General features: G+C 69.2%; 21 protein-coding genes. 15 read left to right on the top strand and 6 right to left on the bottom strand.

Features of this window, described 5'->3' with window-relative positions; all coding sequences use genetic code 11:
* Positions 1–44: 44 nt before the first annotated feature.
* A complete protein-coding gene (locus tag WFQ67_RS26120; protein WP_263151342.1) occupies positions 45–938 on the bottom strand; it encodes a LysR family transcriptional regulator in 894 nt (297 codons plus the stop codon).
* Positions 939–1,047: 109 nt separating this feature from the next.
* Here WFQ67_RS26120 and WFQ67_RS26115 point away from each other — a divergent pair, with 109 nt between their 5' ends.
* Positions 1,048–1,689 carry an NAD(P)-dependent oxidoreductase gene (locus WFQ67_RS26115; protein ID WP_337058611.1) on the top strand — a complete coding sequence of 214 codons (642 nt, stop codon included), beginning with the start codon at positions 1,048–1,050 and terminating at the stop codon, positions 1,687–1,689.
* Between the two features lie 125 nt (positions 1,690–1,814).
* Positions 1,815–2,096 carry a DUF2218 domain-containing protein gene (locus WFQ67_RS26110; protein ID WP_337058610.1) on the top strand — a complete coding sequence of 94 codons (282 nt, stop codon included), beginning with the start codon at positions 1,815–1,817 and terminating at the stop codon, positions 2,094–2,096.
* Between the two features lie 3 nt (positions 2,097–2,099).
* On the opposite strand, the gene WFQ67_RS26105 is transcribed toward WFQ67_RS26110, so the two are convergent.
* From WFQ67_RS26105 to WFQ67_RS26095, 3 genes are all read right to left on the bottom strand, one after another.
* Entirely contained in the window at positions 2,100–3,284 is a 1,185-nt protein-coding gene (locus WFQ67_RS26105) for a two-component system response regulator (RefSeq protein WP_213626409.1), read from the bottom strand.
* Between the two features lie 13 nt (positions 3,285–3,297).
* Positions 3,298–6,816 carry a response regulator gene (locus WFQ67_RS26100; RefSeq protein ID WP_337058609.1) on the bottom strand — a complete coding sequence of 1,173 codons (3,519 nt, stop codon included), beginning with the start codon at positions 6,814–6,816 and terminating at the stop codon, positions 3,298–3,300.
* Positions 6,817–7,278: 462 nt separating this feature from the next.
* Positions 7,279–8,067, bottom strand: a complete 789-nt coding sequence (locus WFQ67_RS26095; RefSeq protein ID WP_337058608.1) for an AraC family transcriptional regulator — start codon at positions 8,065–8,067, stop codon at positions 7,279–7,281.
* An 82-nt stretch (positions 8,068–8,149) separates the two neighbouring features.
* Here WFQ67_RS26095 and WFQ67_RS26090 point away from each other — a divergent pair, with 82 nt between their 5' ends.
* The gene (locus WFQ67_RS26090) at positions 8,150–9,163 is read left to right on the top strand and encodes a bile acid:sodium symporter family protein (protein ID WP_337058607.1); all 1,014 of its coding nucleotides are present in this window, start codon (positions 8,150–8,152) and stop codon (positions 9,161–9,163) included.
* 176 nt (positions 9,164–9,339) lie between these two features.
* Here the strand turns inward: WFQ67_RS26090 and WFQ67_RS26085 are convergent, their stop codons facing one another.
* Complete coding sequence (locus WFQ67_RS26085) at positions 9,340–10,617, bottom strand: acetyl-CoA C-acetyltransferase (RefSeq protein ID WP_263151350.1); 1,278 nt, start codon at positions 10,615–10,617, stop codon at positions 9,340–9,342.
* 178 nt (positions 10,618–10,795) lie between these two features.
* On the opposite strand from WFQ67_RS26085, the gene WFQ67_RS26080 reads away from it, so the two are divergent.
* Complete coding sequence (locus tag WFQ67_RS26080) at positions 10,796–12,151, top strand: 3-oxoacyl-ACP reductase (RefSeq protein ID WP_337058606.1); 1,356 nt, start codon at positions 10,796–10,798, stop codon at positions 12,149–12,151.
* Between the two features lie 336 nt (positions 12,152–12,487).
* Here the strand turns inward: WFQ67_RS26080 and WFQ67_RS26075 are convergent, their stop codons facing one another.
* Positions 12,488–13,489 carry an AraC family transcriptional regulator gene (locus tag WFQ67_RS26075; RefSeq protein ID WP_263154504.1) on the bottom strand — a complete coding sequence of 334 codons (1,002 nt, stop codon included), beginning with the start codon at positions 13,487–13,489 and terminating at the stop codon, positions 12,488–12,490.
* A gap of 184 nt (positions 13,490–13,673) precedes the next feature.
* Between WFQ67_RS26075 and WFQ67_RS26070 the strand changes: the two genes are divergently transcribed.
* The 11 genes from WFQ67_RS26070 (at position 13,674) to WFQ67_RS26020 (ending at position 21,399) form a co-directional block, all read left to right on the top strand.
* The gene (locus tag WFQ67_RS26070) at positions 13,674–14,531 is read left to right on the top strand and encodes a MaoC family dehydratase (RefSeq protein ID WP_337058605.1); all 858 of its coding nucleotides are present in this window, start codon (positions 13,674–13,676) and stop codon (positions 14,529–14,531) included.
* A 60-nt stretch (positions 14,532–14,591) separates the two neighbouring features.
* Positions 14,592–14,897 (top strand): nucleotide pyrophosphohydrolase, encoded by a 306-nt coding sequence (locus tag WFQ67_RS26065; protein ID WP_213626419.1) that lies wholly within the window; start codon positions 14,592–14,594, stop codon positions 14,895–14,897.
* The gene (locus tag WFQ67_RS26060) at positions 14,894–15,658 is read left to right on the top strand and encodes a methyltransferase domain-containing protein (RefSeq protein WP_337058604.1); all 765 of its coding nucleotides are present in this window, start codon (positions 14,894–14,896) and stop codon (positions 15,656–15,658) included. Before WFQ67_RS26065 ends, WFQ67_RS26060 begins: the two co-directional genes overlap by 4 nt.
* A 36-nt stretch (positions 15,659–15,694) precedes the next feature.
* A complete protein-coding gene (locus WFQ67_RS26055; RefSeq protein ID WP_173171570.1) occupies positions 15,695–16,306 on the top strand; it encodes a DUF4136 domain-containing protein in 612 nt (203 codons plus the stop codon).
* 159 nt (positions 16,307–16,465) lie between these two features.
* On the top strand, positions 16,466–17,026 hold the full coding sequence (locus tag WFQ67_RS26050) for a DUF4136 domain-containing protein (protein ID WP_213626420.1): 561 nt from the start codon (positions 16,466–16,468) through the stop codon (positions 17,024–17,026).
* Positions 17,027–17,036: 10 nt separating this feature from the next.
* Positions 17,037–17,540, top strand: a complete 504-nt coding sequence (locus WFQ67_RS26045) for a GNAT family N-acetyltransferase (RefSeq protein WP_213626422.1) — start codon at positions 17,037–17,039, stop codon at positions 17,538–17,540.
* Positions 17,541–17,560: 20 nt separating this feature from the next.
* Positions 17,561–18,181, top strand: a complete 621-nt coding sequence (locus tag WFQ67_RS26040; RefSeq protein ID WP_213626424.1) for a GrpB family protein — start codon at positions 17,561–17,563, stop codon at positions 18,179–18,181.
* Positions 18,182–18,283: 102 nt separating this feature from the next.
* Positions 18,284–18,598 (top strand): hypothetical protein, encoded by a 315-nt coding sequence (locus tag WFQ67_RS26035; RefSeq protein WP_213626426.1) that lies wholly within the window; start codon positions 18,284–18,286, stop codon positions 18,596–18,598.
* Positions 18,599–18,673: 75 nt separating this feature from the next.
* Positions 18,674–18,910, top strand: coding sequence for a type II toxin-antitoxin system ParD family antitoxin (locus WFQ67_RS26030; protein WP_213626428.1), 237 nt, complete (start codon positions 18,674–18,676; stop codon positions 18,908–18,910).
* Positions 18,907–19,227, top strand: coding sequence for a type II toxin-antitoxin system RelE/ParE family toxin (locus WFQ67_RS26025; protein ID WP_213626430.1), 321 nt, complete (start codon positions 18,907–18,909; stop codon positions 19,225–19,227). The genes WFQ67_RS26030 and WFQ67_RS26025 overlap by 4 nt, the downstream gene beginning before the upstream one ends.
* 156 nt (positions 19,228–19,383) lie before the next feature.
* Positions 19,384–21,399 (top strand): NADPH-dependent 2,4-dienoyl-CoA reductase, encoded by a 2,016-nt coding sequence (locus WFQ67_RS26020; RefSeq protein ID WP_337058603.1) that lies wholly within the window; start codon positions 19,384–19,386, stop codon positions 21,397–21,399.
* Positions 21,400–21,641 lie beyond the last annotated feature (242 nt).

Below are 21,641 nucleotides of genomic sequence, written 5' to 3'. Positions count from 1 at the left end.
GGGCGGACATCGTCCGACTTTATACGGCATGCGGGCCCGCGCGACTATCCGCGACGCGCCAGACTGTGGCGCAACGCATCCATGGCGTAGCGCACCTTGGCCGGCTGGGCGTCGCGGCGCGGGGTGACGATGTAGAGCCCGATGGGGCCGGGCTGCCAGTCCGGCAGCACACGCAGCAGGCGACCGCTGGTCAGTTCCTCGCTGATCTCCGGTTCCGGCTGCAGCGAGAGGCCGAAGCCGGCCAGGGTGAAGCTGCGGGTGGACAGGATGTTGTTGCACACCACCCGGCTCTCGATGCGCAGGCGCTGCACCTCGCCGCCCGGCCCGTGCAGCGTCAGCGGCCCCTGGTGGCGATCGCTGCCGAGTGTCACCCAGTCCAGCGCCAGCAGTTGCTCCGGGCGCTGGATGCCGGGGTGCCGGGCCAGGTAGGCCGGTGCGCAGCACAGCAGCATCGGCCAGTCGCCGACATGCCGCGCCACCAGGCTGGAGTCGTCCAGGGTGCCGACGCGGATGGCCAGGTCGATGCGCTGCTCCACCAGGTCGATCTGCTCGTCGTGGAAGAACAGCCGCAGGCTCAGCCCCGGGTGCGCCTCCAGCAGGGGCGCCAGGGCGTCGGTCACCACGCGGCCGGAAAAGCCCACGGGCGCTGCGATGCGCAATTCCCCCACCGGCGCGTCACGCAGCTCCGCCAGGCGCTGCTCGGCCTGCTGCGCCAGTTCCAGCACCTGGGCGCAGCTGCGGTAGAACAGGCTGCCGGCCTCGGTCAGGGTCAGCTTGCGGGTGGTGCGATGGAGCAGGCTGACCCGGGTCGACTCCTCCAGCCGGCGGATCTGCTGGCTGACCGCCGAGGCACTCATGCCCAGCGCCTCGCCTGCGGCGACCATCGAGCCCTTCTCCACGACCATGGCGAACACCGCCATGCGTTTGAGCTGCTCCATTCGTAAGCCCTGCTTAATTGTGAAAGCGCTTTCTGCCACTTTTTCCGCTGATTATCCAGAAGTCATGATTCATCACCTCGAATCACCGCCTCGATCCCTGGAGAACAGCATGAAGATCGCCCTCATCGGTGCCACCGGTTTCGTCGGCTCCGCCGTGCTCACCGAAGCCCTGCAACGCGGCCACCAGGTCACCGCCCTGGTCCGCCACCCGGAAAAGCTCGCCGCCCAAGAACACCTGAAGGCCGTAAAAGCCGACATCCACGACGCCACCGCCACCGCGCCGCAACTGGCCGGCCATGACGCGGTGATCCATGCCTTCAACCCGGGCTGGGGCCGCGACGACATCCGCGAGCAGTTCATCGCCGGCACCCGTTCGATCTTCGAAGCCGTGAACCGGTCCGGCGTGCGTCGCCTGCTGGTGGTCGGCGGCGCCGGCAGCCTCTATGTCGCCCCTGGCGTGCAACTGATCGATACCCCGAACTTCCCCGCCGAATACAAGGAAGGTGCCGAGGGCGCGCGCCAGGCGCTCAACCTGATCCAGGCCGAAACCGCGCTGGACTGGAGCTTCATCTCGCCGCCCGCCCTGCTGCAGCCCGGCGAGCGCACCGGCCGCTTCCGCCTCGGCGGCAACGAGCTGCTGATGGACGGCGACCACCCGGCGAGCCTCTCCGTGGCCGACCTGGCCGTGGCCATCATCGACGAGCTGGAAAACCCGCAGCACATCCGCCAGCGCTTCACCGCGGGTTATTGAAGGTTTTCCAGCGGGCCCCCGCTTGGCGGGGATGACGACGGGGCACTCCAGCCGTGGCGTCACCCTCGCGAACGCGGGGGCCCACTGAACGGCCCGCCGCTCCACACGACGAACAGGAACCCAGCATGAGCCTCACCGCCTCCGCCCATGTCGCCACCGACACCCCGGCGCGCTATATCAGCCGCCTGTGCAAGCACTTCGCCCACCGCATCCCGGTCAGCTTCGACCAGCACCAGGGCCGCATCGAGTTCGACTTCGGCCTCGGCACCCTGCACGCCGAAGCCGGCGGCCTGACCCTCAAGGTCGAAGCCGCCGACAACGAGAAGCTGGAACGGATGAAGAACGTGATCGCCAGCCACTTCGAACGCTTCGCCTGGCAGGAAGCCCTGCAGCTGGACTGGCGCTGAGCCTCACTCCGGCAACGTCAGCTCGATGCTTTCGGCGATGGAGTCCTCAAGACGCTGCAGCTCGCCCTCGATGGCGCTGCGGCTGTCGGCGTGGCGTTCCGCGATTCGGGCGAAGCCGTCGGCCACTTCGAGGAAGGCCAGCACCACCAGCGGGTCGAACTCGCTGCCACTGCCGGCGCTGATGCGCATCACCGCCTCGTCGCCGCTCAGGCGGCTGCGGTAGGGGTGGTAGCGGGTGAGCTCGTCGTAGCAATCGACCAGGGCCATCAGGCGTGCGGACAGCGGGGTCTGGTCGCCACGCAGGCCCTGTGGATAACCCGAGCCGTCCCAGCGCTCGTGGTGGCCGTACTGGATCTCCTTGGCATAGGCGAGGAAGCTCTGCCCCACCCCACCCAGGCGCGCCTCGGCGCGCTCCAGCGCTTCGCGGCCGAGCCGGGTATGGCTCTGCATCAGGCGCAGGTCGTCGCCCTCCAGTTGCCCCGGGTTGAGCAGCACGCGATCGGGCAGCGCCACCTTGCCGATGTCGTGCAACAGCGCCGACTTGGCCATCAGCGCGATACGTTCCTCGGTCAGCTCGTCCGCCATCCCCGGCTGCTGCCGCGCCAGCGCCCCAGCCAGCAGGCGCATGTACAGCTCGACGCGCAGCAGGTGGTTGCCGTCGGGGTTGTCGCGCATGTCGGCCAGGCCGGCCAGGGCCTCGATCGTGGCGTAGTGCAGGTGATGGATCTCGCGGGTGCGGCGGCGCACCTCCAGCTCCAGGTATTCGCTCTTGTCGCGCAGGAAGTCGGCCGTGGCCTTGAGCTGCAACTGCGCCTGGACCCGCGCCAGGACGATGGGCGGGCTGATCGGCTTGGTGATGTAGTCCACCGCGCCGAGGTCGAAGCCCTTCTGCTCGTCGGCGATCTCGCTGCGGGCGGTGAGGAAGATCACCGGGATATCGCGGGTGGCGGCATCGGCCTTGAGCCGCGCACAGACTTCGTAGCCGTCCATCTCCGGCATCATCACGTCCAGCAGGATCAGGTCCGGGCGCATGTTCCCGGCGGCGATCCTCAGCGCCTTGGCACCACTGCCGGCGACCTTGACCCGATAGCGGTCCATCAGCAGCTCGCTCATGAGCTCGAGGTTGTCCGGGGTGTCGTCCACCACCAGGATCACCTCGCGATCCGGTCTGTCCAGCATGCCGACCATGTGGCGCACCTCGTCAGAGTGAAATGTCGCGTTGCCCCGCCATCTCCCGCAGCACCGCCAGGGCGGTCTCGAAGTCGTAACCCCGCACCGCCGCCTCCAGGGGGCCATAGCCTTCATTGAAGGCGCTGCGCAGCAATTGCGCCTGTTCTTCGAAGAGCTTTCCGGCGCGCGGATCGTCGTCTTCGAACAGCTGCGCCAGCCGCTTGCACAGGGGCACCAGGTGCGTCGGGTCGCAGGCGGCGGCCTCGGGCTCCGGGCGTTGCTCGCGCAGGAGTTCGTCGATGGCTCCGACCAGCGCCAGCAACGGCGGTTCCAGCTCCAGCAATGGGCGCTCCAGCTGGGCCAGGCGCGCCCCCTGGCGGATGCCGCGCTCCAGCTCACCGGCCTGGGCCTGCAACTGCGCCGCGCCCAGGTTGCCGGCCAGCCCGCGCAGGCTGTGGGCCAGGCGCTCGGCGCGCTCGCGGTCGCCATCGCCGAGGGCCTGGCGCAATTCGCCGACGAACTGGCGCTGGCCCTTGGCGAATTTGCCCAGCAGCCCCAGGTAGGCCTGCTGCTTGCCCAGCACCCGGCGCAGGCCGCTGGCGAGGTCGATGCCCGGAAGCCGCCAGTCCGGCAGGCCGACGGCGGCGCCCGTCTTCACCTCGCCCCGCGGCCCGTCGCTGCGCAGCCAGCGGCGGAGGGTGGCCCACAGCTCCAGGGGCTCGATGGGCTTGCCGACGTGGTCGTTCATGCCCGCCTGGAGGCAACGTTCGCGGTCCCCGGGCAGGGCGTTGGCGGTCATGGCGATGATCGGCAGGTCGCGCAGGCGCGGGTCGCGGCGCAGCTCGCGGGTGGCTTCCAGGCCGTCCATCTCCGGCATCTGCATGTCCATCAGCACCAGCGCGTAGTAGTCGGGCGGCTGCCAGCGCAGGCGGTCGATGGCATCCAGCCCGTTCTCCGCCTGGTCGATGCGCAGGCCGCTCTCCTCCAGCAGCGCGGTGGCCACCTCGCGGTTCAGCGCGTGGTCCTCGACCAGCAGCACGCGCTGGTTCTCGAAGCGCGGCATGGCCTCCAGCAGCGCGGCGGTGCCGGTCGGCTCGGGACTGCGCCGCCGCCCCAGGCTGCTGAGGGAGGCCTCCAGCAGCACCGACGGGTTGAGCGGCTTGTGCAGCACCTCGTCGATGCCGACCTTGCCGGTGTCGCCCAGGTCGTCGAAGCCATGGGCGGTGACCAGCAGCAGGCGCGGCGGCTTGGCCAGGCCCAGCAGGCGCAGGCGGCGGGCGGTCTCGACACCGTCCAGCCCGGGCATCTGCCAGTCGATGAAGACGATCTCGAACGGGTCGCCCTCGCGCTCGGCCTCGGCGACCCGCAGCAGCGCCTCCTCGCCGGACTGCACCGCCTCGACCCGCAGCGCCAGGCTGGCGAGCATGTCGTTGATCACCTGGCGCGCGGCGTCGTTGTCGTCCACCACCAGCACCCGGCGATCGAGCAGGTCGGGCTGCAGCAGCAGCTCGTGGGGCTGGCGCGCGGAAACCTGCACCGGCAGTCGGCACCAGAACAGGCTGCCGACGCCCACCCGGCTGTCGACGCCCACCTCGCCGCCCATGGCCTCGGCCAGGCGCCGGCAGATGGCCAGGCCCAGGCCGGAGCCGCCATAGCGCCGGGTGGTGGAGTTGTCCGCCTGCTGGAAGGATTCGAACAGGCGCCCCTGCTGCTCGGCGTCGAGGCCGATGCCGGTGTCGCGCACCGCCAGGTACAGCTCCAGCTCGCGCCCGCCACGCGGCTCGCCGCGGACGATCACCTCCACCTCGCCCTGCTCGGTGAACTTGACCGCGTTGTTGGCGTAGTTGATGAGGATCTGGCCGATGCGCAGCGGGTCGCCCACCAGCTGCAGGGGCAGTTGCGGGTCGACGTTGAACACCAGTTCCAGCTGCTTGCAGGCGGCCTTCTCGCTGACCAGCCCGGAGAGGTTCTCCAGCACCTGCTGCAGGTCGAAGTCGATGCGCTCGATGTTCAGCTTGCCGGCCTCGATGCGGGAGAAGTCTAGGATGTCGTTGATCACCCCCATCAGGTGCTGGCTGGCCTGCTGGATCTTGCCCAGGTACTCGCGCTGCCGGGGTTCGGGGCCCGCCCGCAGGGCCAGGTGGGTCATGCCGATGATGGCGTTCATCGGGGTGCGGATCTCGTGGCTCATGTTGGCGAGGAAGTCGGCCTTCGTCCGGGCCGCTTCCTCGGCCAGTTCCTTGGCCTGGGCCAGGGCCTCTTCGCTGTGCTTGCGCGCGGTGACGTCGCGGCTGACGCCCACCAGGCCCAGCAACTGGCCCTTGTCGTCCTGGAAGGTGGCGCGGATGGTGTCGAACAGCACCTTGCGTCCATCGCGCTGCACCACCCAGTCCTCGCTCTCGAACGGCAGGCTCAGGGCCAGCGCCGCCTGGTCCTGGATCAGCCGCATGCGCGCCCGTTCGGTGGGCAGCAGTTCGGCGTCGGTGCGCCCCTGCAGTGCCTCGCGGCTCTGGCCGATGAGGTCGGCGAACGCCTGGTTGGCGCCAAGGTAGCGGCCATCGGCGTCCTTGAACCAGATCGGGTCGGGGATGGCGTTGACCAGCGCCAGCAGGGTGCTGCGCTGGCGTTCCGCCTCGGCCTCGGCGCGGCGGCGTTCCTCCACCTGCACCGCCAGCCGGCGGTTCCACAGCAGCACGAAGCCCACCAGGGCGATCACCCCCAGCGCGTAGGGCCAGCCCACCTCCGCGGCCTTGCGCCAGTTGAACTCGGTGAGCGGCGGCAGCCAGCGATCCATGATCGCCTCGCGCTCCTCGCGGTCGATGCTGGCCAGGGCGTGGTCGATCAGCCCGGCCAGCTGCTGCCAGTCGCGGCGCACGGCGAAGTGCAGCTGGCTGCTGCCCAGGCCGGACTCGCCGCGCAGCTCCAGGTTGCTCAGGTTGAGCTGCCGGATCAGGTAGCTGGCGACGATCATGTTGCCCACGTAGGCATCGGCGCGCCCGGAGGACACGGCGCGCAACGCCGCCTCGGTGTCGGCCGCCTCCACCAGCAACAGCCCCGGTGCACGCTCGCGCAGCTTGCCCTGCACGGCGTAGCCACGCTCCACCGCGACACGCTTGCCGGCCAGGTCGCCCAGCCCCTGCCATGCACTCTCGCGACGGGTGAAGAGCAGGCTGGTACTGACCAGGTAGGGCTCGCTGAAGGCCGCCCAGGATTCCCGCGAGGCCACCTTGGCCATGGATGGCAGGACATCGACACGGCGCTCGCGCAGTGCGTCCTGGGCCTGCTGCCAGTCATCGAAGAGCACCGGCTCGATGCCCAGGCCGAGGCGCTCCCCCACCAGGCGCAGGAAGTCGGCACTGATGCCCTGGTAGCTGCCGTCGGCGTCGACCAGGTCGAACGGCGGCCAGCCATGGCGCGGCACGCCGACGCGCACGCGCGGGTGGTCCTGCAGCCAGGCCGCCTCGCCCGCATCGAAGTCGAGCCGCGCGGACCCGCCCAGCACCAGGGGCGCCAGCAGCATCAGCACCAGCCAAACAGAGGCACGCAACATGGGTCTGTCCTTGTGCTCGTCCACCGCAATTCAGCTTAGCCAGCGGCCGGCGGTTGGAAAGGCGGGGCCCGGCGTTCAGTGGAGTCGAGCGCCCGAGTGCGCCTGCAACTCCCGCAGGGTGGGTCGAGCGGAGCGAAACCCATGGCTCTGTCTGCGTTAAGTGTTGCTAGAGGATTTGGAGCCCGGTTGATTGCCGAGTCTTGCGGAGGGGCTTTTTGCCGCTGCCTCACCACCGGGTAAACGCAGCGGCGGGCGGCTTTCGTAGGATGGTGTAGAGCGAAGCGAAACCCATGCGGCGGGCGTTGCAGGAATCCAGAATGGCCCTGAAAGGACCGTGCTTGAGCCTTTTCGAAATCCACAACAGCTAACGCAGACAGAGCCAAACCCATCACCGGAGCCAATGGGTTTCGCGGGGCTCAGGGAAACCGCACCCGACTCAAGGACCTGTCGGAGCGGGCTGCGTCAGCGGAACAGCTCCCCCGGCGTCACCCCGAACAGGCCCTTGAAGGCGGCGATGAAGGCCGAGGGCGAGTCGTAGCCGCTGCCGAGGGCGACCTGGGTGACGCTGTCGCCCTGCTCCAGCGGTTGCAGGGCGGCGAGCAGGCGCAGGCGCTGGCGCCATTGGCGGAAACTGAGCCCGGTCTCGCGCTGGAAGGCGCGCATCAGGGTCTTTTCCGACATGGCGAGCAGGCCGGCCCATTCGCTGAGGGGGCGGGCCAGGTCGGGCTGGGCCACCAGTTCGTTGCACAGGCGCAGCAGGCGCGGCTCGCAGGGCATGGGCAGGGAGAAGCCCGCCTCCGGCAGGGCACGCAGCTGGTCCAGCAGCACCGCCACCAGGCGGGCTTCGGGGCTGTCGCCCTCGGGGTATGCCACCGGCAGTTCGCAGAAGCCCTTGATCAGCTCACGCGCCAGCGGCGTCACCTCCAGCACCCGGCAGTGGTCCGGCGCCCAGGTGCAGGCGTCGCGGCGCACGTAGAGGCTGCGCATCTCGGCATGCATGGAGGTGACCACCTCGTGCTCCAGGCCCGCCGGCACCCAGATCGCCCAATGCGGCGGGGCGAAGAAGCTGCCGGCGGCGGTGTGCACACCGAGCACGCCGCTGATGGCGTAGGAGAGCTGCACCCAGTCATGGCTGTGGCGCGCCGTCCAGGAGCCGGCGCGCAGGCTTTCCGCACGGGCGTAGAGGGGCCGGGGCAACGCGCTGAGGTCGGGGATGCTGCGTTGCAGGTCGAGCTGTCCGTTTGGCGACATCTTCTGATCCGCTGTCGTTAGACGGCCGGATTGTGCGCCCGTTAACCTGCCGCCTCAATCCCATCGGCTGCCCGGAGGTTCCATGTCGGCACTCAAACCCCTCAAGCGCCTGGTCACCGACTGGTTCCTCGGCGGCATGCTGCTGGCCGTGGCGCTGGCCTGGCTGTTCCCGGACATCGGCCGCCACGGCGGCACGCTGCATGCCGAAAGCCTGATCAACGCCGGGGTGTTCCTGGTGTTCTTCCTGCACGGGATCAACCTGTCCACCGAGCAGATCCGCAAGGGCCTGAGCAACTGGCGCCTGCACATCATGGTGCAGGTGTTCACCTTCGGCCTGTTCCCGCTGGCCTGGCTGGCGGTGGACCGGCTGTTCGGCACGCACCTGCCGCCGGCGCTGATGCTGGGCTTCTTCTACCTCTGCGCCCTGCCCTCGACCATCTCCTCCTCGGTGGCGCTGACCGGCAGCGCGGGCGGCAACGTACCGGCGGCGATCCTCAACGCCAGCCTGTCGAGCCTACTGGGGGTGTTCCTCACGCCCTGGCTGATCAGCCTGGTGGCCGACGCCAACGGCAGCATCGACCTGGGCGAGACGCTGATCGACCTGAGCCTGCTGCTGCTCCTGCCGCTGGTGCTGGGCCAGGCGCTGCGCCCGCTGTGGGGCAGGTTCTTCGCCCGCTACAAGCGCTACACGGCGGTGTTCGACAAGCTGGTGATCCTGCTGCTGGTGTTCGCCTCGTTCAGCGATTCGGTGGCCGGCGGCATCTGGCAGCAGCAGGGACCGGCCACCCTGGTCATCGCCTTCGTCGGCAGCGCCCTGCTGCTGGCGGCGATGCTCTGGGCCACCACCCGTTCGGCACGGGCGCTGGGCTTCAACCATGAGGACGAGATCGCGGCGGTGTTCTGCGCCACCAAGAAATCCCTGGCGGCCGGCGCGCCCATGGCGGCGATCATCTTCGGCGCCAACCCGGCACTGGGCCTGATCCTGCTGCCGATCATGCTCTACCACCAGATGCAGCTGATCGTCTGCTCGGTGATGGCCGAGCGCTACGCCAGCCGCGGCCACGCGTTGGCCAGGGCACAGGCAAGCGCCGCCTGACGCAGGCTGGCCCGGGCATCGCACCGTTGGGCCTCGCTGCGCTCGGCGCCAACCTTCGGCGCGTGCGCCCTCGAAAAACGGGCGAAAAAAAGGGCGGCCCAACCAGTGGGCCGCCCTAAATCACGGAGTTGCTTACATCACGCGGCCAGCGATGAATTGCGGCCACGGGTATTGGATTACTTTTCGAGGATCGCGGTCACACCTTGGCCGCCTGCGGCGCAGATAGAGATCAGCCCGCGCCCCTTTTCCGCCACCGAAAGCAGCTTCGCCAGGTTGGCGACGATGCGCCCGCCGGTGGCGGCGAAGGGGTGGCCGGCGGCCAGGGAGCTGCCCTTGACGTTCATCTTGCTGCGGTCGATCGAGCCCAGCGGCTGGTCGAGGCCGAGGCGGGTCTTGCAGTAGTCGGCGTCTTCCCAGGCCTTGAGGGTGCAGAGCACCTGGGCGGCGAAGGCCTCGTGGATCTCGTAGTAGTCGAAGTCCTGCAGGGTCAGGCCGTTGCGTGCCAGGAGGCGCGGCACCGCATAGACCGGCGCCATCAGCAGCCCTTCCTTGCCGCTGACGAAATCAACCGCCGCCGCCTCGCCGTCCTTGAAGTAGGCGAGGATCGGCAGGCCGCGTGCCCTGGCCCACTCCTCGCTGGCCAGCAGCACCACCGAGGCGCCGTCGGTGAGCGGGGTGGAGTTGGCGGCGGTCAGGGTGCCGCGCGGCCCCTTCTCGAACACCGGCTTGAGGGTGGCGAGCTTCTCCGGGTTGATGTCCGCGCGCAGGTTCTGGTCGCGGGTCAGGCCGAGGAAGGGGGTCAGCAGGTCGTTCTGCCAGCCTTCGGCATAGGCCGCGGCGAGCTTCTGGTGGCTGGCCACGGCCAGGGCGTCCTGCTCGTCACGCGGGATGGACCAGGTCTGCGCCATCAGCTCGCAGGACTCGCCCATGGACAGCCCGGTGCGCGGCTCGCCGTTACGCGGGATGTGCGGCGCCAGGTGGCGCGGGCGCACCTTGAGCAGGCTCTTGATCTTGTCGCCGGTGGTCTTGCCGCGATTGGCCTCCAGGAGGATCTTGCGCAGCTCCTCGTGCACGCCGATGGGCGCGTCGGAGGTGGTGTCGACGCCGCCGGCGATGCCGCTGTCGATCTGCCCGAGGGCGATCTTGTTGGCCACCAGGATGGCGGCCTCCAGGCCGGTACCGCAGGCCTGCTGGATGTCGTAGGCGCTGGTCTCCGGGGCCAGGCGCGAACCCAGCACGCATTCGCGGGCCAGGTTGAAGTCACGGGAATGCTTGAGCACGGCACCGGCGACGAACTCGCCGATGCGCTCGCCGTGCAGGTTGTAGCGTTCCACCAGGCCTTCCAGCGCGCTGGTGAGCATCTGCTGGTTGGTGGCGGTGGCGTACACCGTGTTGGAACGGGCGAACGGAATGCGATTGCCGCCGACGATGGCGACCCGGCGCAGCTGGGTCATGGGTGACTCCTTGCCTGGGGAATGGATTGCGGTGCGCAACGTTGGCCACAAGACTAGCCGCCCGCCTGGCCGTCGCATTGGCCGCCTTGCCAACAGAGTGGTCAACACGGTCAATTGCGCGATTGTGTTGTCTGCGTAGAGTGAGCCCCACTTCTTATGCGTGCAGGAGCCTGCCCCCATGTCCGACCGTTATCTCGCCTTCGCCAACTCCAATGCCGGCCGACGCCTGGTCGGCGCCCTCGGGCTGCCCGCGCCGATGCGCCTGGAGCGCTGGATGGCGGGCCGCACCCGGCCGGTGGATGGCGCCCTGCTGCTGGGGGGTGAAGGGGCCCTGGCCGAAGCCGCCAGCGCTGTGCTGAACAAGCTCACCGACAAGTCCTTCGCCACCGAGGAGGGCCGCTTCGGCCTGGCCCGCTGGACCGCCGAGCACGGCCCCAAACTCAAGGCGCTGGTGTTCGACGCCAGTGGCCTGACCCGTTTCGAGCAGCTGATCGAGCTGCGCAACTTCTTCCAGCCGGCCTTCAAGGGCCTGGGCAAGTGCCCGCGCGTGGTGGTCCTGGGCCGCCCGCCGGAGTCGCTGAAGGACACCGTGGCCGCCGCCGTGCAGCGCTCGCTGGAAGGCTTCACCCGTTCCCTGGGCAAGGAGATCCGCCGCGGCGGCAACGTGCAGCTGGTGTACGTCGGCAAGGGTGCAGAGGACCAGCTCGAAGGCGCCCTGCGCTTCTTCCTCTCGCCCAAGAGCGCCTACGTTTCCGGCCAGGTGCTGCGCCTCTCGGCCAGCAGTGCCCAGGTCAGGGACTGGAGCCGCCCGCTCAATGGCCTGAAGGCACTGGTCACCGGCGCCTCCCGCGGCATCGGCGCGGCCATCGCCGAAACCCTCGCCCGCGACGGCGCCGAGGTGGTGCTGCTGGACGTGCCCCAGGCCAAGGAATCCCTCGACGCCCTGGCCGCCCGCCTGGGCGGGCGCGGCATCGCCCTGGACATCTGCGCCGCCGACGCCGCCGCGCAGCTGGTGGAGGCGCTGCCCGACGGCCTCGACATCGTGGTGCACAACGCCGGCATCACCCGCGACAAGACCCTGGCGAAGATGAGCGATGCCTTCTGGGACTCGGTGATCAACGTCAACCTCAACGCCCCGCAGGTGCTGACCCAGGCCTTGCTCGACGCCGGCAAGCTGCACGACAACGGCCGCGTGGTGCTGATCGCCTCCATCAGCGGCATCGCCGGCAACATGGGCCAGACCAACTACGCGGTGAGCAAGGCCGGCGTGATCGGCCTGGCACAGGCCTGGGCCCCGGCCCTGGCCAAGCGCGGCATCACCATCAACGCCGTCGCGCCGGGCTTCATCGAGACCCAGATGACCGCCGCCATCCCCCTGACCATCCGCGAAGCCGGCCGCCGCATGAACTCCATGAGCCAGGGCGGCCTGCCCCAGGACGTCGCCGAAGCCGTGGCCTGGTTCGCCCAGCCCAGCTCCGGCTCGCTGACCGGGCAGGTGATGCGGGTGTGTGGGCAGAGTTTGTTGGGGGCTTAAAGGCAGCTGCAAGCTTCAAGTTGCAAGCGGCAAGTAAGAGCTCGGAGTGGCTGGGAGTGGGTGGCCCAGCCTATGCATTTGAGGGGCTCGGATAGCTGGAAGCTGGAAGCTGGAAGAAAGAGCATGGCGTGGCGGGGAGTCGGTGGCACTCGTAGGGTGGGCTTCAGCCCACCAGCGATGCAATCGGGGCGCCTAGGAGCAGCTAAAAGCTTCAAGCTGCAAGCGACAAGAAAAAGCCGGGACCTGTGCCCGGCTTTGATGTTGCGGTGTGATCGGTGGGCTGAAGCCCACCCTACGCGCGGCCCTTGCTTGCGGCTTGAAACTTGCCGCTTGTAGCTAGTTCCCCGCTGGCCTCCCCCGTCGCCGGAACTCCACCGGCGTCTCCCCCACCCAGCGCTTGAAGGCGCGGTAGAAGGTGCTCGGTTCGGAGAAGCCGGTGCGCTCGACTATCACTTCGATGCGCTCGTCGGTTTTCAGCAGCAGTTCCTTGGCCAGCCGGCAGCGGTAGTCGGTGACCAGGTCGTTGAAGCGCACGCCGGCCATGGCCAGGCGTTCGCGCAGGCGGCGGGCGGGCATGTTGAGGCGGGCGGCGACCTGTTCCAGGGTGGCGCCGCCGTCTACCAGCAGTTCGCCGATCAGCTCGCGCACCTTGCGCACCAGGTCCAGGCGTTCCACTTCGGCCAGTTGGCGACGGGCCAGGGATTCGTGCATGCGCAGCAGTTCCGGGGCGGCGTGGCGCGAGGGTTTGTCCAGCACGGCGGCATCGAACACCAGCGCGTAGCGCTCGGCGCCGAGGCGCGCGGGGCAGCCGTACACCGCCAGGTAACGCTCGGCGGCCGCGCCCTCGGTGTGCATCAGCTGCACTTCGCAGGCCTTGAAATCGCCCTCGGTGAGGGCGTCGAACAGGCGGATCACAGCGCCGGCGAGCATCTCCGGGAAGTGGCGGTTGATGCTGGCGTCCTGCCCCAGGGACAGCACGGCGCGCTCGCCCTCGACCTCCAGGCGCGCGTTGAGGGTGTCGGACAGCAGCCGCACGTAGCGCAGCGCGTGGCGCAGGCCTTCGCCGAAGGTCTCGCTGGAGAGGAAGAGGTATTCGAGCAGCAGCCCGTGGAAGGCCGGCAGGTGACCGGCCAGGTGCAGGCCGACGTGTTCCTCGGCGCACTCCTCGGCGGCGGCCTTCCAGAACTGGGTCTGCGCCGCATGGGGGAAGCGGCCGGCGGGCAGCCCGCCCGGCGGCAGGCCGACACGCACCAGCACCTTGTCAGGGTCGGCACCGCTGGCTCGCAGGGCGTCGATCACCGGGCGCATCAGCGCCACGTCGTCGGTCAGATCACGCATCATTTTCTGAATGTTCTTGTTATGCGGGGCGGGGGCCATCTTATGCATCTTCAGGCCCCCCGCTCAAGGCGCGGATAGCGATTGCAGACGGATTGACTCGCCTGCCAGCGCCCCCTGCCCCACGGCCAATGCACCCCGCCTGCGGGCGGCTAAGCTGCACCGGTCCGCAACGAGGAGACTGCCCATGGCCACCGACTGGCTCGACCTGCCCGCACCACCCGCCCTGCCCGGCCTGTTCGCCCGCGCAGCCCTGCGCCGTGGCGCCACCGGCCGCACCCTGCCGGACCTCGGCCTGCGCAGCCAGGTGGACGTGGACGCCCGGCGCCTGGCGCGCTACCGGCAGGTCTGCGGCTTCAAGGACAACGGCCAGCTGCCGCCCACCTACCCGCACATCCTCGCCTTCCCGCTGCAGATGCAACTGCTCACCGACAAGCGTTTCCCCTTCCCGTTGCTGGGCCTGGTGCACCTGGAGAATCGTATCCGCGTATTGCGCACCCTCGGCGGCCTCGGGCCCTTCCGCGTCAGCGTCGCGGTGGAGGGCCTGCGCCCCCATGACAAGGGCGTGACCTTCAGCCTGATCACCCGCCTGGAAGACCAGCTCGGCCTGCTCTGGGAAGGCGACAGCCGCATCCTCTTCCGCGGCATGCGCCTCGATGGCAGCGCCCCCGAGCGTGCGGAAAGCGAAGCCCTGGCGCTGGAAGAGATCGACCACTGGCGCGCCCCGGCGGACATCGGACGGCGCTACGCCAAGGTCGCCGGCGACTACAACCCGATCCACCTCTCGGCGCCCACCGCCAAGCTGTTCGGCTTCCCCCGCGCCATCGCCCACGGCCTGTGGAACAAGGCGCGCACCCTGGCCGCCCTCGCCCCGCGCCTGCCCGATGCCGGCTACGAAGTGGAGGTGCGCTTCCAGAAGCCGGTGCTGCTACCCGCCGAGGTGCGCCTGCTGGCCAGCGCGCCCGCCGCCCTGGGCCAGTTCGCCCTGCGCGGCAAGGACGACCTTCCGCACATGGCCGGCAGCTGGGGCCCGCTGCAGGGCTGACGGCCGACGCTTGCGCGGCGCCAGCCGCCGCACCAAGCTATGCGGCTCCAGGAGAGCCGCATGAACCTCGCAGAACTGACCCAACGCCTGCACGCCATCCGTGACCACAACGATTGGCGGCCATTCCACAGCCCGAAGAACCTGGCCATGGCCGCCAGCGTCGAGATGGCCGAACTGGTGGAAATCTTCCAGTGGCTGAGCGAGGACCAGTCCCGCCAGTTGCCCGCCGACGCGCTCGAACACGCCGGCCAGGAAGTGGGCGACATCGTCCTCTACCTGCTGCTGATGTGCAGCGAACTGGGCATCGACATGGAGCAGGCGGTCCGCGCCAAGCTGGCCGACAGCGAGAGGCGCTTCGTCCGATGAGCGCCCCGACCCCCGACGACCGCCACTTCGACGAACTCGCCACGCGCTTCGCCGAGAAGATCTACGGCGGCGCCAAGGGCGCCATCCGCCTCGCGGTGCTCCAGGCCGACCTCGCCGAGGCCCTGCCCGACCGCCCGCTGCGGGTGCTGGATGTCGGCGCCGGCCTCGGCCACATGAGCCTGTGGCTGGCGCAGCGCGGCCACCAGGTGACCCTCGCCGAACCCGCCGAGCCCATGCTCGAAGGTGCCCGCGCGCGCTTCGCCGAGGCCGGCGTCGAGGCCACCTTCATCCAGGCGCCCTGGCAGGAGTTGCTCGGCCAGCTCACCGAGCCCTACGACCTGGTGCTCTGCCACGCCGTGCTGGAATGGCTCGCCGAGCCCCACGCCATCCTCCCCGTGCTGCACCAGCTGACGGCGCCGGGCGGCTGGTTGTCCCTGGCGTTCTACAATCGTGATGCGCTGATCTACCGCAACCTGCTCAAGGGGCATTTCCGCAAGCTGCGGCGCAACCGCTTCGCCGGCGAAGGCCAGAGCCTGACTCCGCAACAGCCGCTGGACCCGAGGGAGCTGGCCGGGCAACTCGACGGCCTGTGGCAGGTCGAAACCCGGAGCGGCGTGCGGGTCTTCCATGACTACATGCCGAGTGAATTCCAGGCCAAGGCCGAGTTGGTCGACCTCCTGGAAATGGAGCTGGCCCACCGTCGCCACCCGAGCTTCATGGGGTTGGGGCGGTACCTGCACTGGATCTGCAGACCCCAATAAGAGAGCCCGCTGCGGGCTCGCCTCGACGGAGGCCCCATGAAACGCACTGCCCTTCCTGCATTCACCGCCCTCGCCCTGCTGGCCCTCGCCGGCTGCCAGAGCGCCAACCCCTACAAGGCCGAATCCAGGCCGATGCCGCCGGCCCCACCGGAGGCGGCCACCACCTTCGACCGCTCCGCCTACCCGGCGCCGCCGCGCGACTTCGGCCGCTACCGCAACTGGACCTGGCTCAACGGCCGCCTGCCCGCCGGCAACAGCTGGGCGACGCCGGAGCAGATGGTCGACATCGTCAACTCCGGGCTGGACCAGCACGGCCTGCGCCAGTCCCGCGAGCCCGCCGCCGCCGACCTCAAGGTCGCCGCCAGCCTTCGTTTCGAGAAGCGCCTGCGCCAGTACAACGACTCCAGCGGCGCCTACTACGGCAACGGCCCCTACCGCGACCAGTACGGCGCCTGGGCCACCGTGCCCCTGGTGCGCACCTACGAGCAGGAAGTGGCGGTGGTCTACCTGGAGTTCTACGACGCCCGCGACAACCAGCCGGTGTGGAGCGGCAGCGCCGAGAGCGATGCCAGCGGCAGCCGCAGCGACCGCACCACCGCGCTGCGCGAAGCCATCAGGGAAGCCCTGGAGAACTACCCGCCGCGCTGAGCCGTGAAGGCGACCCGACCACCGCTTCGCGGCCCGAAAAGCGGAACCGCCGCGCGCCGTCGCGATCCACATGCACGCCATTGCCGGCCTGCACGAAATCTTCTTGCCGGCCGCTCTGGCTTGCGCTTGGATAGTGATTCCGGCAGAGGAGATCCAACCATGTTCCGCCGTCTGTTCATCGCTTCCGCCCTCCTGCTCCTGGCCGCCTGCCAGAGCTACGAGATCAACCGCGACTACGACCGCAACCGCGACTTCGCCGCCTACCGCAGCTGGAGCTGGAAGGAGCCCGCGCTGCAGTACAGCCCCGACGACCCGCGCATCAAGAGCGACCTCACCGAGCAGCGCATCCGCGAAGCCGTGGCCCAGCAGCTCGACCAGCGCGGCCTGCGTCCCGCCGCCAACGGCGCGGCCGGGGACCTCAAGGTGCAGAGCTGGCTGATCGTCGACGATCGTCAGCAGCAGGTGACCACCGGCTACGGCGGCTACTGGGGCGGTTACTGGGGCAACTACTGGGGCGGCCCGGCGATGACCGAGACCCGCACCTACGACTACAAGGTCGCCACCCTCCAGGTCGACCTCTACGACGGCAAGGACGGCAAGCTGGTCTGGCGCGGCAGCGCCGGGCAGATCATGCGCACCGACCCGCCGACCCCGGCCGAACGCGAAGCCGCGATCCGCGAGACCGTCGCCAAGGTCCTCGCCCAATACCCTCCGCAATGACCGAGCACCGATGACCGCACTCGATACCGCCCTCAGCCACCGCCCCGCCCAGGCCGCCGATCTCGACGAGGTCGTCGGCTTCCCCCAGGACCGCGACGAACTGTTCTTCTGCTACCCCAAGGGCATCTGGCCGCTCACCGTCGGCCAGCTCGCCGCGGTGATGGCCGAGCGCCGCGACAACACCGTGGTGCTGCTGGAGGGCCGCGTCGCCGGCTTCGCCAACTTCTACCAGTGGCAGCACAACGACTTCTGCGCCCTCGGCAACCTCATGGTCGCGCCCTGGGCGCGGGGCCACGGCGTGGCCCAGTACCTGGTCGGCGTCATGGAGAACCTCGCCCGCGAGCACTACCACGCCACCCGCCTGCGCATCTCCTGCTTCAACGCCAACGCCGCCGGGCTGCTGCTCTATGCCCGCCTGGGCTACCAGCTCAACGGCATCGCCGAACGCCAAGACCCGGACGGCCGTCGCGTCGCCCTGGTGCTGATGGACCGCGCACTGACCCCGAGCGACTGACCGCCATGCCAGGAACAGGGATGACCCCGCCAGCCGATGAACCCACCTTCGACGGCACCCACTGGAGCAATGCAGGCAGCGACCGCATCGAGGTGGTCGACCCGGACCCCGACTGGCCCCGCCGCTACCGCGAGGAAGCCACCGCCATCAGCGACGCCCTGGCGATCCCGGGCCTGCGCCTGGAGCACTTCGGCAGCACCTCGGTCCCCGGCCTCGCCGCCAAGCCGGTGATCGACATCCTCCTTCTGCCCCCGCCCGGCTACGACTGGCAGCGCCTGGTCGCCCCGCTGGAAGCGCTCGGCTACCAGTTCTGGCGCGACAACCCGGCCACCGACCGCATGTTCTTCGTCAAGGGCATGCCCCCCAGGGGCAGGGGCCGTACCCACCACGTCCACGTGATGACCCAGGCCAACGCCGTGCGCCACCTGCTGTTCCGCGACCACCTGCGCAACCACCCCGAGGACGCCGCCGAGTACGCCCGGGTCAAGCGCCAGCTCGCCGAGCGCTTCCCCACCGATCGAGACGCCTACACCGACGGGAAGGACGAGGTGGTCGGTGCCATCCTCGGCCGGGCCACGGCGGCCATGCATGAAGCGGGCGGGATACAGGGTGGCGATGAAGGCGGGCCGGTGAGGGGCTGAGATCGAAAGCCAAGTGAGGTGCTGACGCAGAAAAATGAATCGGTGCCGACCATCGCTGCCGCGACATCACCTATGATCCGCTGCCCTCTCAGGATCGTGGCCATGCTGGAATGGAACGCCCTCAACCCCAGGCAGCGCGTCTCGGTGCTCTGCCTTCTCGGCTTCGCCCTGACCTACGCGCTGATCACCCTGCCGTTCATCGCCGCCCTCGAAAGCACGTCCATGATGGTGCGCGGCCTCTGTGAATGGCTGGCCATCATCGCCCTGTTCAGCGCCATCGCACTCGACCCGATGTTCGTCAGGGGGCAACTGCTGCAACTCCGCCCCCGCCGCTTCCCGTTCTTCTGCAAATGCCTGTGGGTAGCGGTCATCCTGCTGTTCGGGCTGGGGAACCTCATGCGGATCGCTGCCAGCTGATACCCGGCAAACGGATATATCGGGAAGCCCAGTGCTAAGCTTCCTTGGCAAAATTTGCCAATGAGGAGCTCCCCAATGAGCACCATGAACATCTCCCTGCCCGAGGCGCTCAAGAGCTTCGTCGATGAGCAGGTCAGCCAACGCGGCTATGGCACCAGCAGCGAATACGTGCGCGAGCTGATCCGCAAGGATCAGGACCGCCAGCGCCTGCGCGGCCTGCTGCTGGAGGGCGCCACTTCCGCACCTGAAGCCCCGGCTGACGAGCATTACTTCGAGAGGCTGCGCAACCGGGTGCGCAACGGCCAAGCATGAAGGCCAGGACCGTCGTTCCGCGGGTACGAGCCAGCCAGGATGTCGACGACATCATCCGCCACTACCTGAGCGAAGACGCCGAGCAGGCGGCACTTCGCTTCATCGATGCACTCGAACGCGCCTACAGGCTTATTGCGCGACACCCGGAATCCGGGTCTTCACGCTACGCACACGAACTCGATCTGCCCGGGCTGCGCACCTGGGCCCTGAAGCGCTTTCCCTATCTGATCTTCTACATCGAGCGTGAAGGCAGCATCGATGTGTGGCGGGTTCTGCATGAAGCGCGCGATGTCCCCCACTGGCTGCAATCCCCGTAGCCCGGGACCATAAGCCCCAGTGAAGCACGCCGCGCAAAGGCGCCGGGCACAACAGCCCTTGACCGAAATGCCTGGCGATGCCGTCAGCCGGGCCGTTCACCGCGTCCGCGCATCTTTCTATGGTGAGGGTCCGTTCCCCTTCCACGACGGCGCCCCATGCACAGCCCATCGCCCTACCCGCATCTGCTGTCTCCCCTCGACCTCGGCTTCGTCCAGCTGCGCAACCGCGTGGTGATGGGCTCGATGCACACCGGGCTGGAAGACCGCCTGTGGGACTTCGGCAAGCTCGCCGCCTACTACCGCGAGCGCGCCCGGGGCGGCGTCGGGCTGATCATCACCGGCGGCTTCGCGCCCAACCGCGAGGGCTGGTTGCTGCCCCTGGGCAGCAGCCTCACCGGCGGCATGGAGGTGCCGGCGCACCGACGCCTGACCCAGGCGGTGCACGCCGAGGGCGGGCGCATCCTGCTGCAGATCCTCCACGCCGGGCGCTATGGCTACCACCCGCTGGTGGTCTCGGCCTCGCCGCTCAAGTCGCCCATCAGTTGGTTCGCCCCGAGGGAGCTGAGCGAGCGCGGCATCGAGAAGACCATCCGTGCCTTCGTGCGTTGTGCGCGCCTGGCCAAGGCGGCCGCCTACGACGGCGTCGAGGTGATGGGCAGCGAGGGTTACCTGCTCAACCAGTTCCTCTGCCCGCGCACCAACCAGCGCCGCGACCGCTGGGGCGGCAGCCTGGAAAACCGCATGCGCCTCGCGCTGGAGATCGTCCGGCGCATCCGCCGCATGGCTGGCGAGCGCTTCATCCTCGGCTATCGCCTGTCGCTGCTGGACCGGGTGGAAGGCGGCAACACCTGGGACGAGGTGCGCGAAATCGCCCTCGCCCTGCAGGACGCCGGCCTCACCCTGCTCAACACCGGCATCGGCTGGCACGAATCGCGGGTGCCGACCATCGTCACCTCGGTGCCCCGCGGCGCCTTCGTCGAGGTCACCGCGCGGCTGCGCCAGGAGCTGCGCATCCCGCTGATCGCCAGCAACCGCATCAACACCCCGGAGCTGGCCGAGGCCATCGTCGCCAGCGGCCAGGCGGACCTGGTGTCCATGGCCCGCCCGCTGCTGGCCGACCCGCAGTTCGTGGCCAAGGCCGCCGCCGGCCAGGGTGACGAGATCAACACCTGCATCGCCTGCAACCAGGCCTGCCTCGACCACGCCTTCGCCAACCGCCGCGCCAGTTGCCTGGTCAACCCGCGCGCCGCCCACGAGACCGAGCTGCGCTATTCCCGCGCCCGCCAGCACAAGCGCATCGCCGTGGTCGGTGCGGGCCCGGCGGGGCTTTCCGCAGCCTGCGTGGCCGCCGAACGCGGGCATCGGGTCACCCTGTTCGAGGCCGCCGACACCATCGGCGGGCAGTTCAACCTGGCCCGGCGCATTCCCGGCAAGGAAGAGTTCGACGAGACCCTGCGCTACTTCCGCACCCGCCTGCAGCGCCTGGGCGTGGAGCTGGTGCTGGGCCGGCGCATCGCCCCCGGTGAGCTCAGCGGCCACTACGACGACGTGGTAGTCGCCACCGGCGTGCGCCCGCGCCTGCCGGCCATCGAGGGCATCCATCACGCCAAGGTGCTCAGCTACCTGCAGGTGCTGCAAGGCGCCACTGTGGGCCCGCGAGTGGCGCTGATCGGCGCGGGTGGCATCGGCTTCGACCTCGCCGCCTACCTGCTTCACGAGCGGGGCCCCAGCCCGGAGCGCTGGCGCGCGGAATGGGGCATCGACTTGGGCGGCAGCACGCCGGGCGGCCTGGTGGCAGCCGAGCCCACCAAGCCGCAGCGGGAAATCTGGCTGCTGCAACGCAAGCCCGGCGCCCTCGGCAGTGGCCTGGGCAAGACCAGCGGCTGGGTGCACCGCGCCCACCTGGCGCGCAACGGCGTGCACATGCTCGGCGGGGTCGCCTACCGGCGCATCGACAACGACGGCCTGCACATCGAGATCGAGGGCCGGGAACAGGTGCTGCCTGTGGACAACGTGGTGATCTGCGCCGGCCAGGAGCCGCTGTGCGAGCTGCAACCGGTGCAGGGCTCCGACCACCTGCGCCTGCACCTGATCGGCGGCGCCCGCCGTGCCGGTGAGCTGGACGCCAAGCGGGCGATACGCGAAGGCGCGGAATTGGCGGCGCGGCTCTAGGGGCACGCCTGTCACTCCGCTCGATGGGTTTCGCTGCGCTCTACGCCATCCTACGAATGCCAGGCCGTAGGTCGGGTGCAACCCGGCGGCTTTTTCGCGGATGAATCCGCTCCCACAAAGAGAAAGCAGTGCCCAGCCCCCTCGTAGGAGCGAGCTCTGCTCGCGAAGCTCTCCGCCGGGCGAATGAATCCGCTTCCACAGAAGCAGCCGTGCCCGGCAGCCACCGGACCGTAGCCCGGGCT

Source organism: Pseudomonas sp. USHLN015 (assembly GCF_037153275.1).
In the GTDB taxonomy this organism is placed as follows: Bacteria; Pseudomonadota; Gammaproteobacteria; order Pseudomonadales; family Pseudomonadaceae; genus Metapseudomonas; species Metapseudomonas tohonis.
Note: the sequence above shows the minus strand (reverse complement) of the source record. Positions and strands in the feature narration are given on the sequence as shown.

What these genes read in the sequence shown, in the direction of transcription:
- WFQ67_RS26120 (WP_263151342.1), bottom strand. Translation starts at nt 938, where the DNA reads ATGGAGCAGCTCAAACGCATGGCGGTGTTCGCCATGGTCGTGGAGAAG.
- WFQ67_RS26115 (WP_337058611.1), top strand. Translation starts at nt 1,048, where the DNA reads ATGAAGATCGCCCTCATCGGTGCCACCGGTTTCGTCGGCTCCGCCGTG.
- WFQ67_RS26110 (WP_337058610.1), top strand. Translation starts at nt 1,815, where the DNA reads ATGAGCCTCACCGCCTCCGCCCATGTCGCCACCGACACCCCGGCGCGC.
- WFQ67_RS26105 (WP_213626409.1), bottom strand. Translation starts at nt 3,284, where the DNA reads ATGGTCGGCATGCTGGACAGACCGGATCGCGAGGTGATCCTGGTGGTG.
- WFQ67_RS26100 (WP_337058609.1), bottom strand. Translation starts at nt 6,816, where the DNA reads ATGTTGCGTGCCTCTGTTTGGCTGGTGCTGATGCTGCTGGCGCCCCTG.
- WFQ67_RS26095 (WP_337058608.1), bottom strand. Translation starts at nt 8,067, where the DNA reads ATGTCGCCAAACGGACAGCTCGACCTGCAACGCAGCATCCCCGACCTC.
- WFQ67_RS26090 (WP_337058607.1), top strand. Translation starts at nt 8,150, where the DNA reads ATGTCGGCACTCAAACCCCTCAAGCGCCTGGTCACCGACTGGTTCCTC.
- WFQ67_RS26085 (WP_263151350.1), bottom strand. Translation starts at nt 10,617, where the DNA reads ATGACCCAGCTGCGCCGGGTCGCCATCGTCGGCGGCAATCGCATTCCG.
- WFQ67_RS26080 (WP_337058606.1), top strand. Translation starts at nt 10,796, where the DNA reads ATGTCCGACCGTTATCTCGCCTTCGCCAACTCCAATGCCGGCCGACGC.
- WFQ67_RS26075 (WP_263154504.1), bottom strand. Translation starts at nt 13,489, where the DNA reads ATGCGTGATCTGACCGACGACGTGGCGCTGATGCGCCCGGTGATCGAC.
- WFQ67_RS26070 (WP_337058605.1), top strand. Translation starts at nt 13,674, where the DNA reads ATGGCCACCGACTGGCTCGACCTGCCCGCACCACCCGCCCTGCCCGGC.
- WFQ67_RS26065 (WP_213626419.1), top strand. Translation starts at nt 14,592, where the DNA reads ATGAACCTCGCAGAACTGACCCAACGCCTGCACGCCATCCGTGACCAC.
- WFQ67_RS26060 (WP_337058604.1), top strand. Translation starts at nt 14,894, where the DNA reads ATGAGCGCCCCGACCCCCGACGACCGCCACTTCGACGAACTCGCCACG.
- WFQ67_RS26055 (WP_173171570.1), top strand. Translation starts at nt 15,695, where the DNA reads ATGAAACGCACTGCCCTTCCTGCATTCACCGCCCTCGCCCTGCTGGCC.
- WFQ67_RS26050 (WP_213626420.1), top strand. Translation starts at nt 16,466, where the DNA reads ATGTTCCGCCGTCTGTTCATCGCTTCCGCCCTCCTGCTCCTGGCCGCC.
- WFQ67_RS26045 (WP_213626422.1), top strand. Translation starts at nt 17,037, where the DNA reads ATGACCGCACTCGATACCGCCCTCAGCCACCGCCCCGCCCAGGCCGCC.
- WFQ67_RS26040 (WP_213626424.1), top strand. Translation starts at nt 17,561, where the DNA reads ATGACCCCGCCAGCCGATGAACCCACCTTCGACGGCACCCACTGGAGC.
- WFQ67_RS26035 (WP_213626426.1), top strand. Translation starts at nt 18,284, where the DNA reads ATGCTGGAATGGAACGCCCTCAACCCCAGGCAGCGCGTCTCGGTGCTC.
- WFQ67_RS26030 (WP_213626428.1), top strand. Translation starts at nt 18,674, where the DNA reads ATGAGCACCATGAACATCTCCCTGCCCGAGGCGCTCAAGAGCTTCGTC.
- WFQ67_RS26025 (WP_213626430.1), top strand. Translation starts at nt 18,907, where the DNA reads ATGAAGGCCAGGACCGTCGTTCCGCGGGTACGAGCCAGCCAGGATGTC.
- WFQ67_RS26020 (WP_337058603.1), top strand. Translation starts at nt 19,384, where the DNA reads ATGCACAGCCCATCGCCCTACCCGCATCTGCTGTCTCCCCTCGACCTC.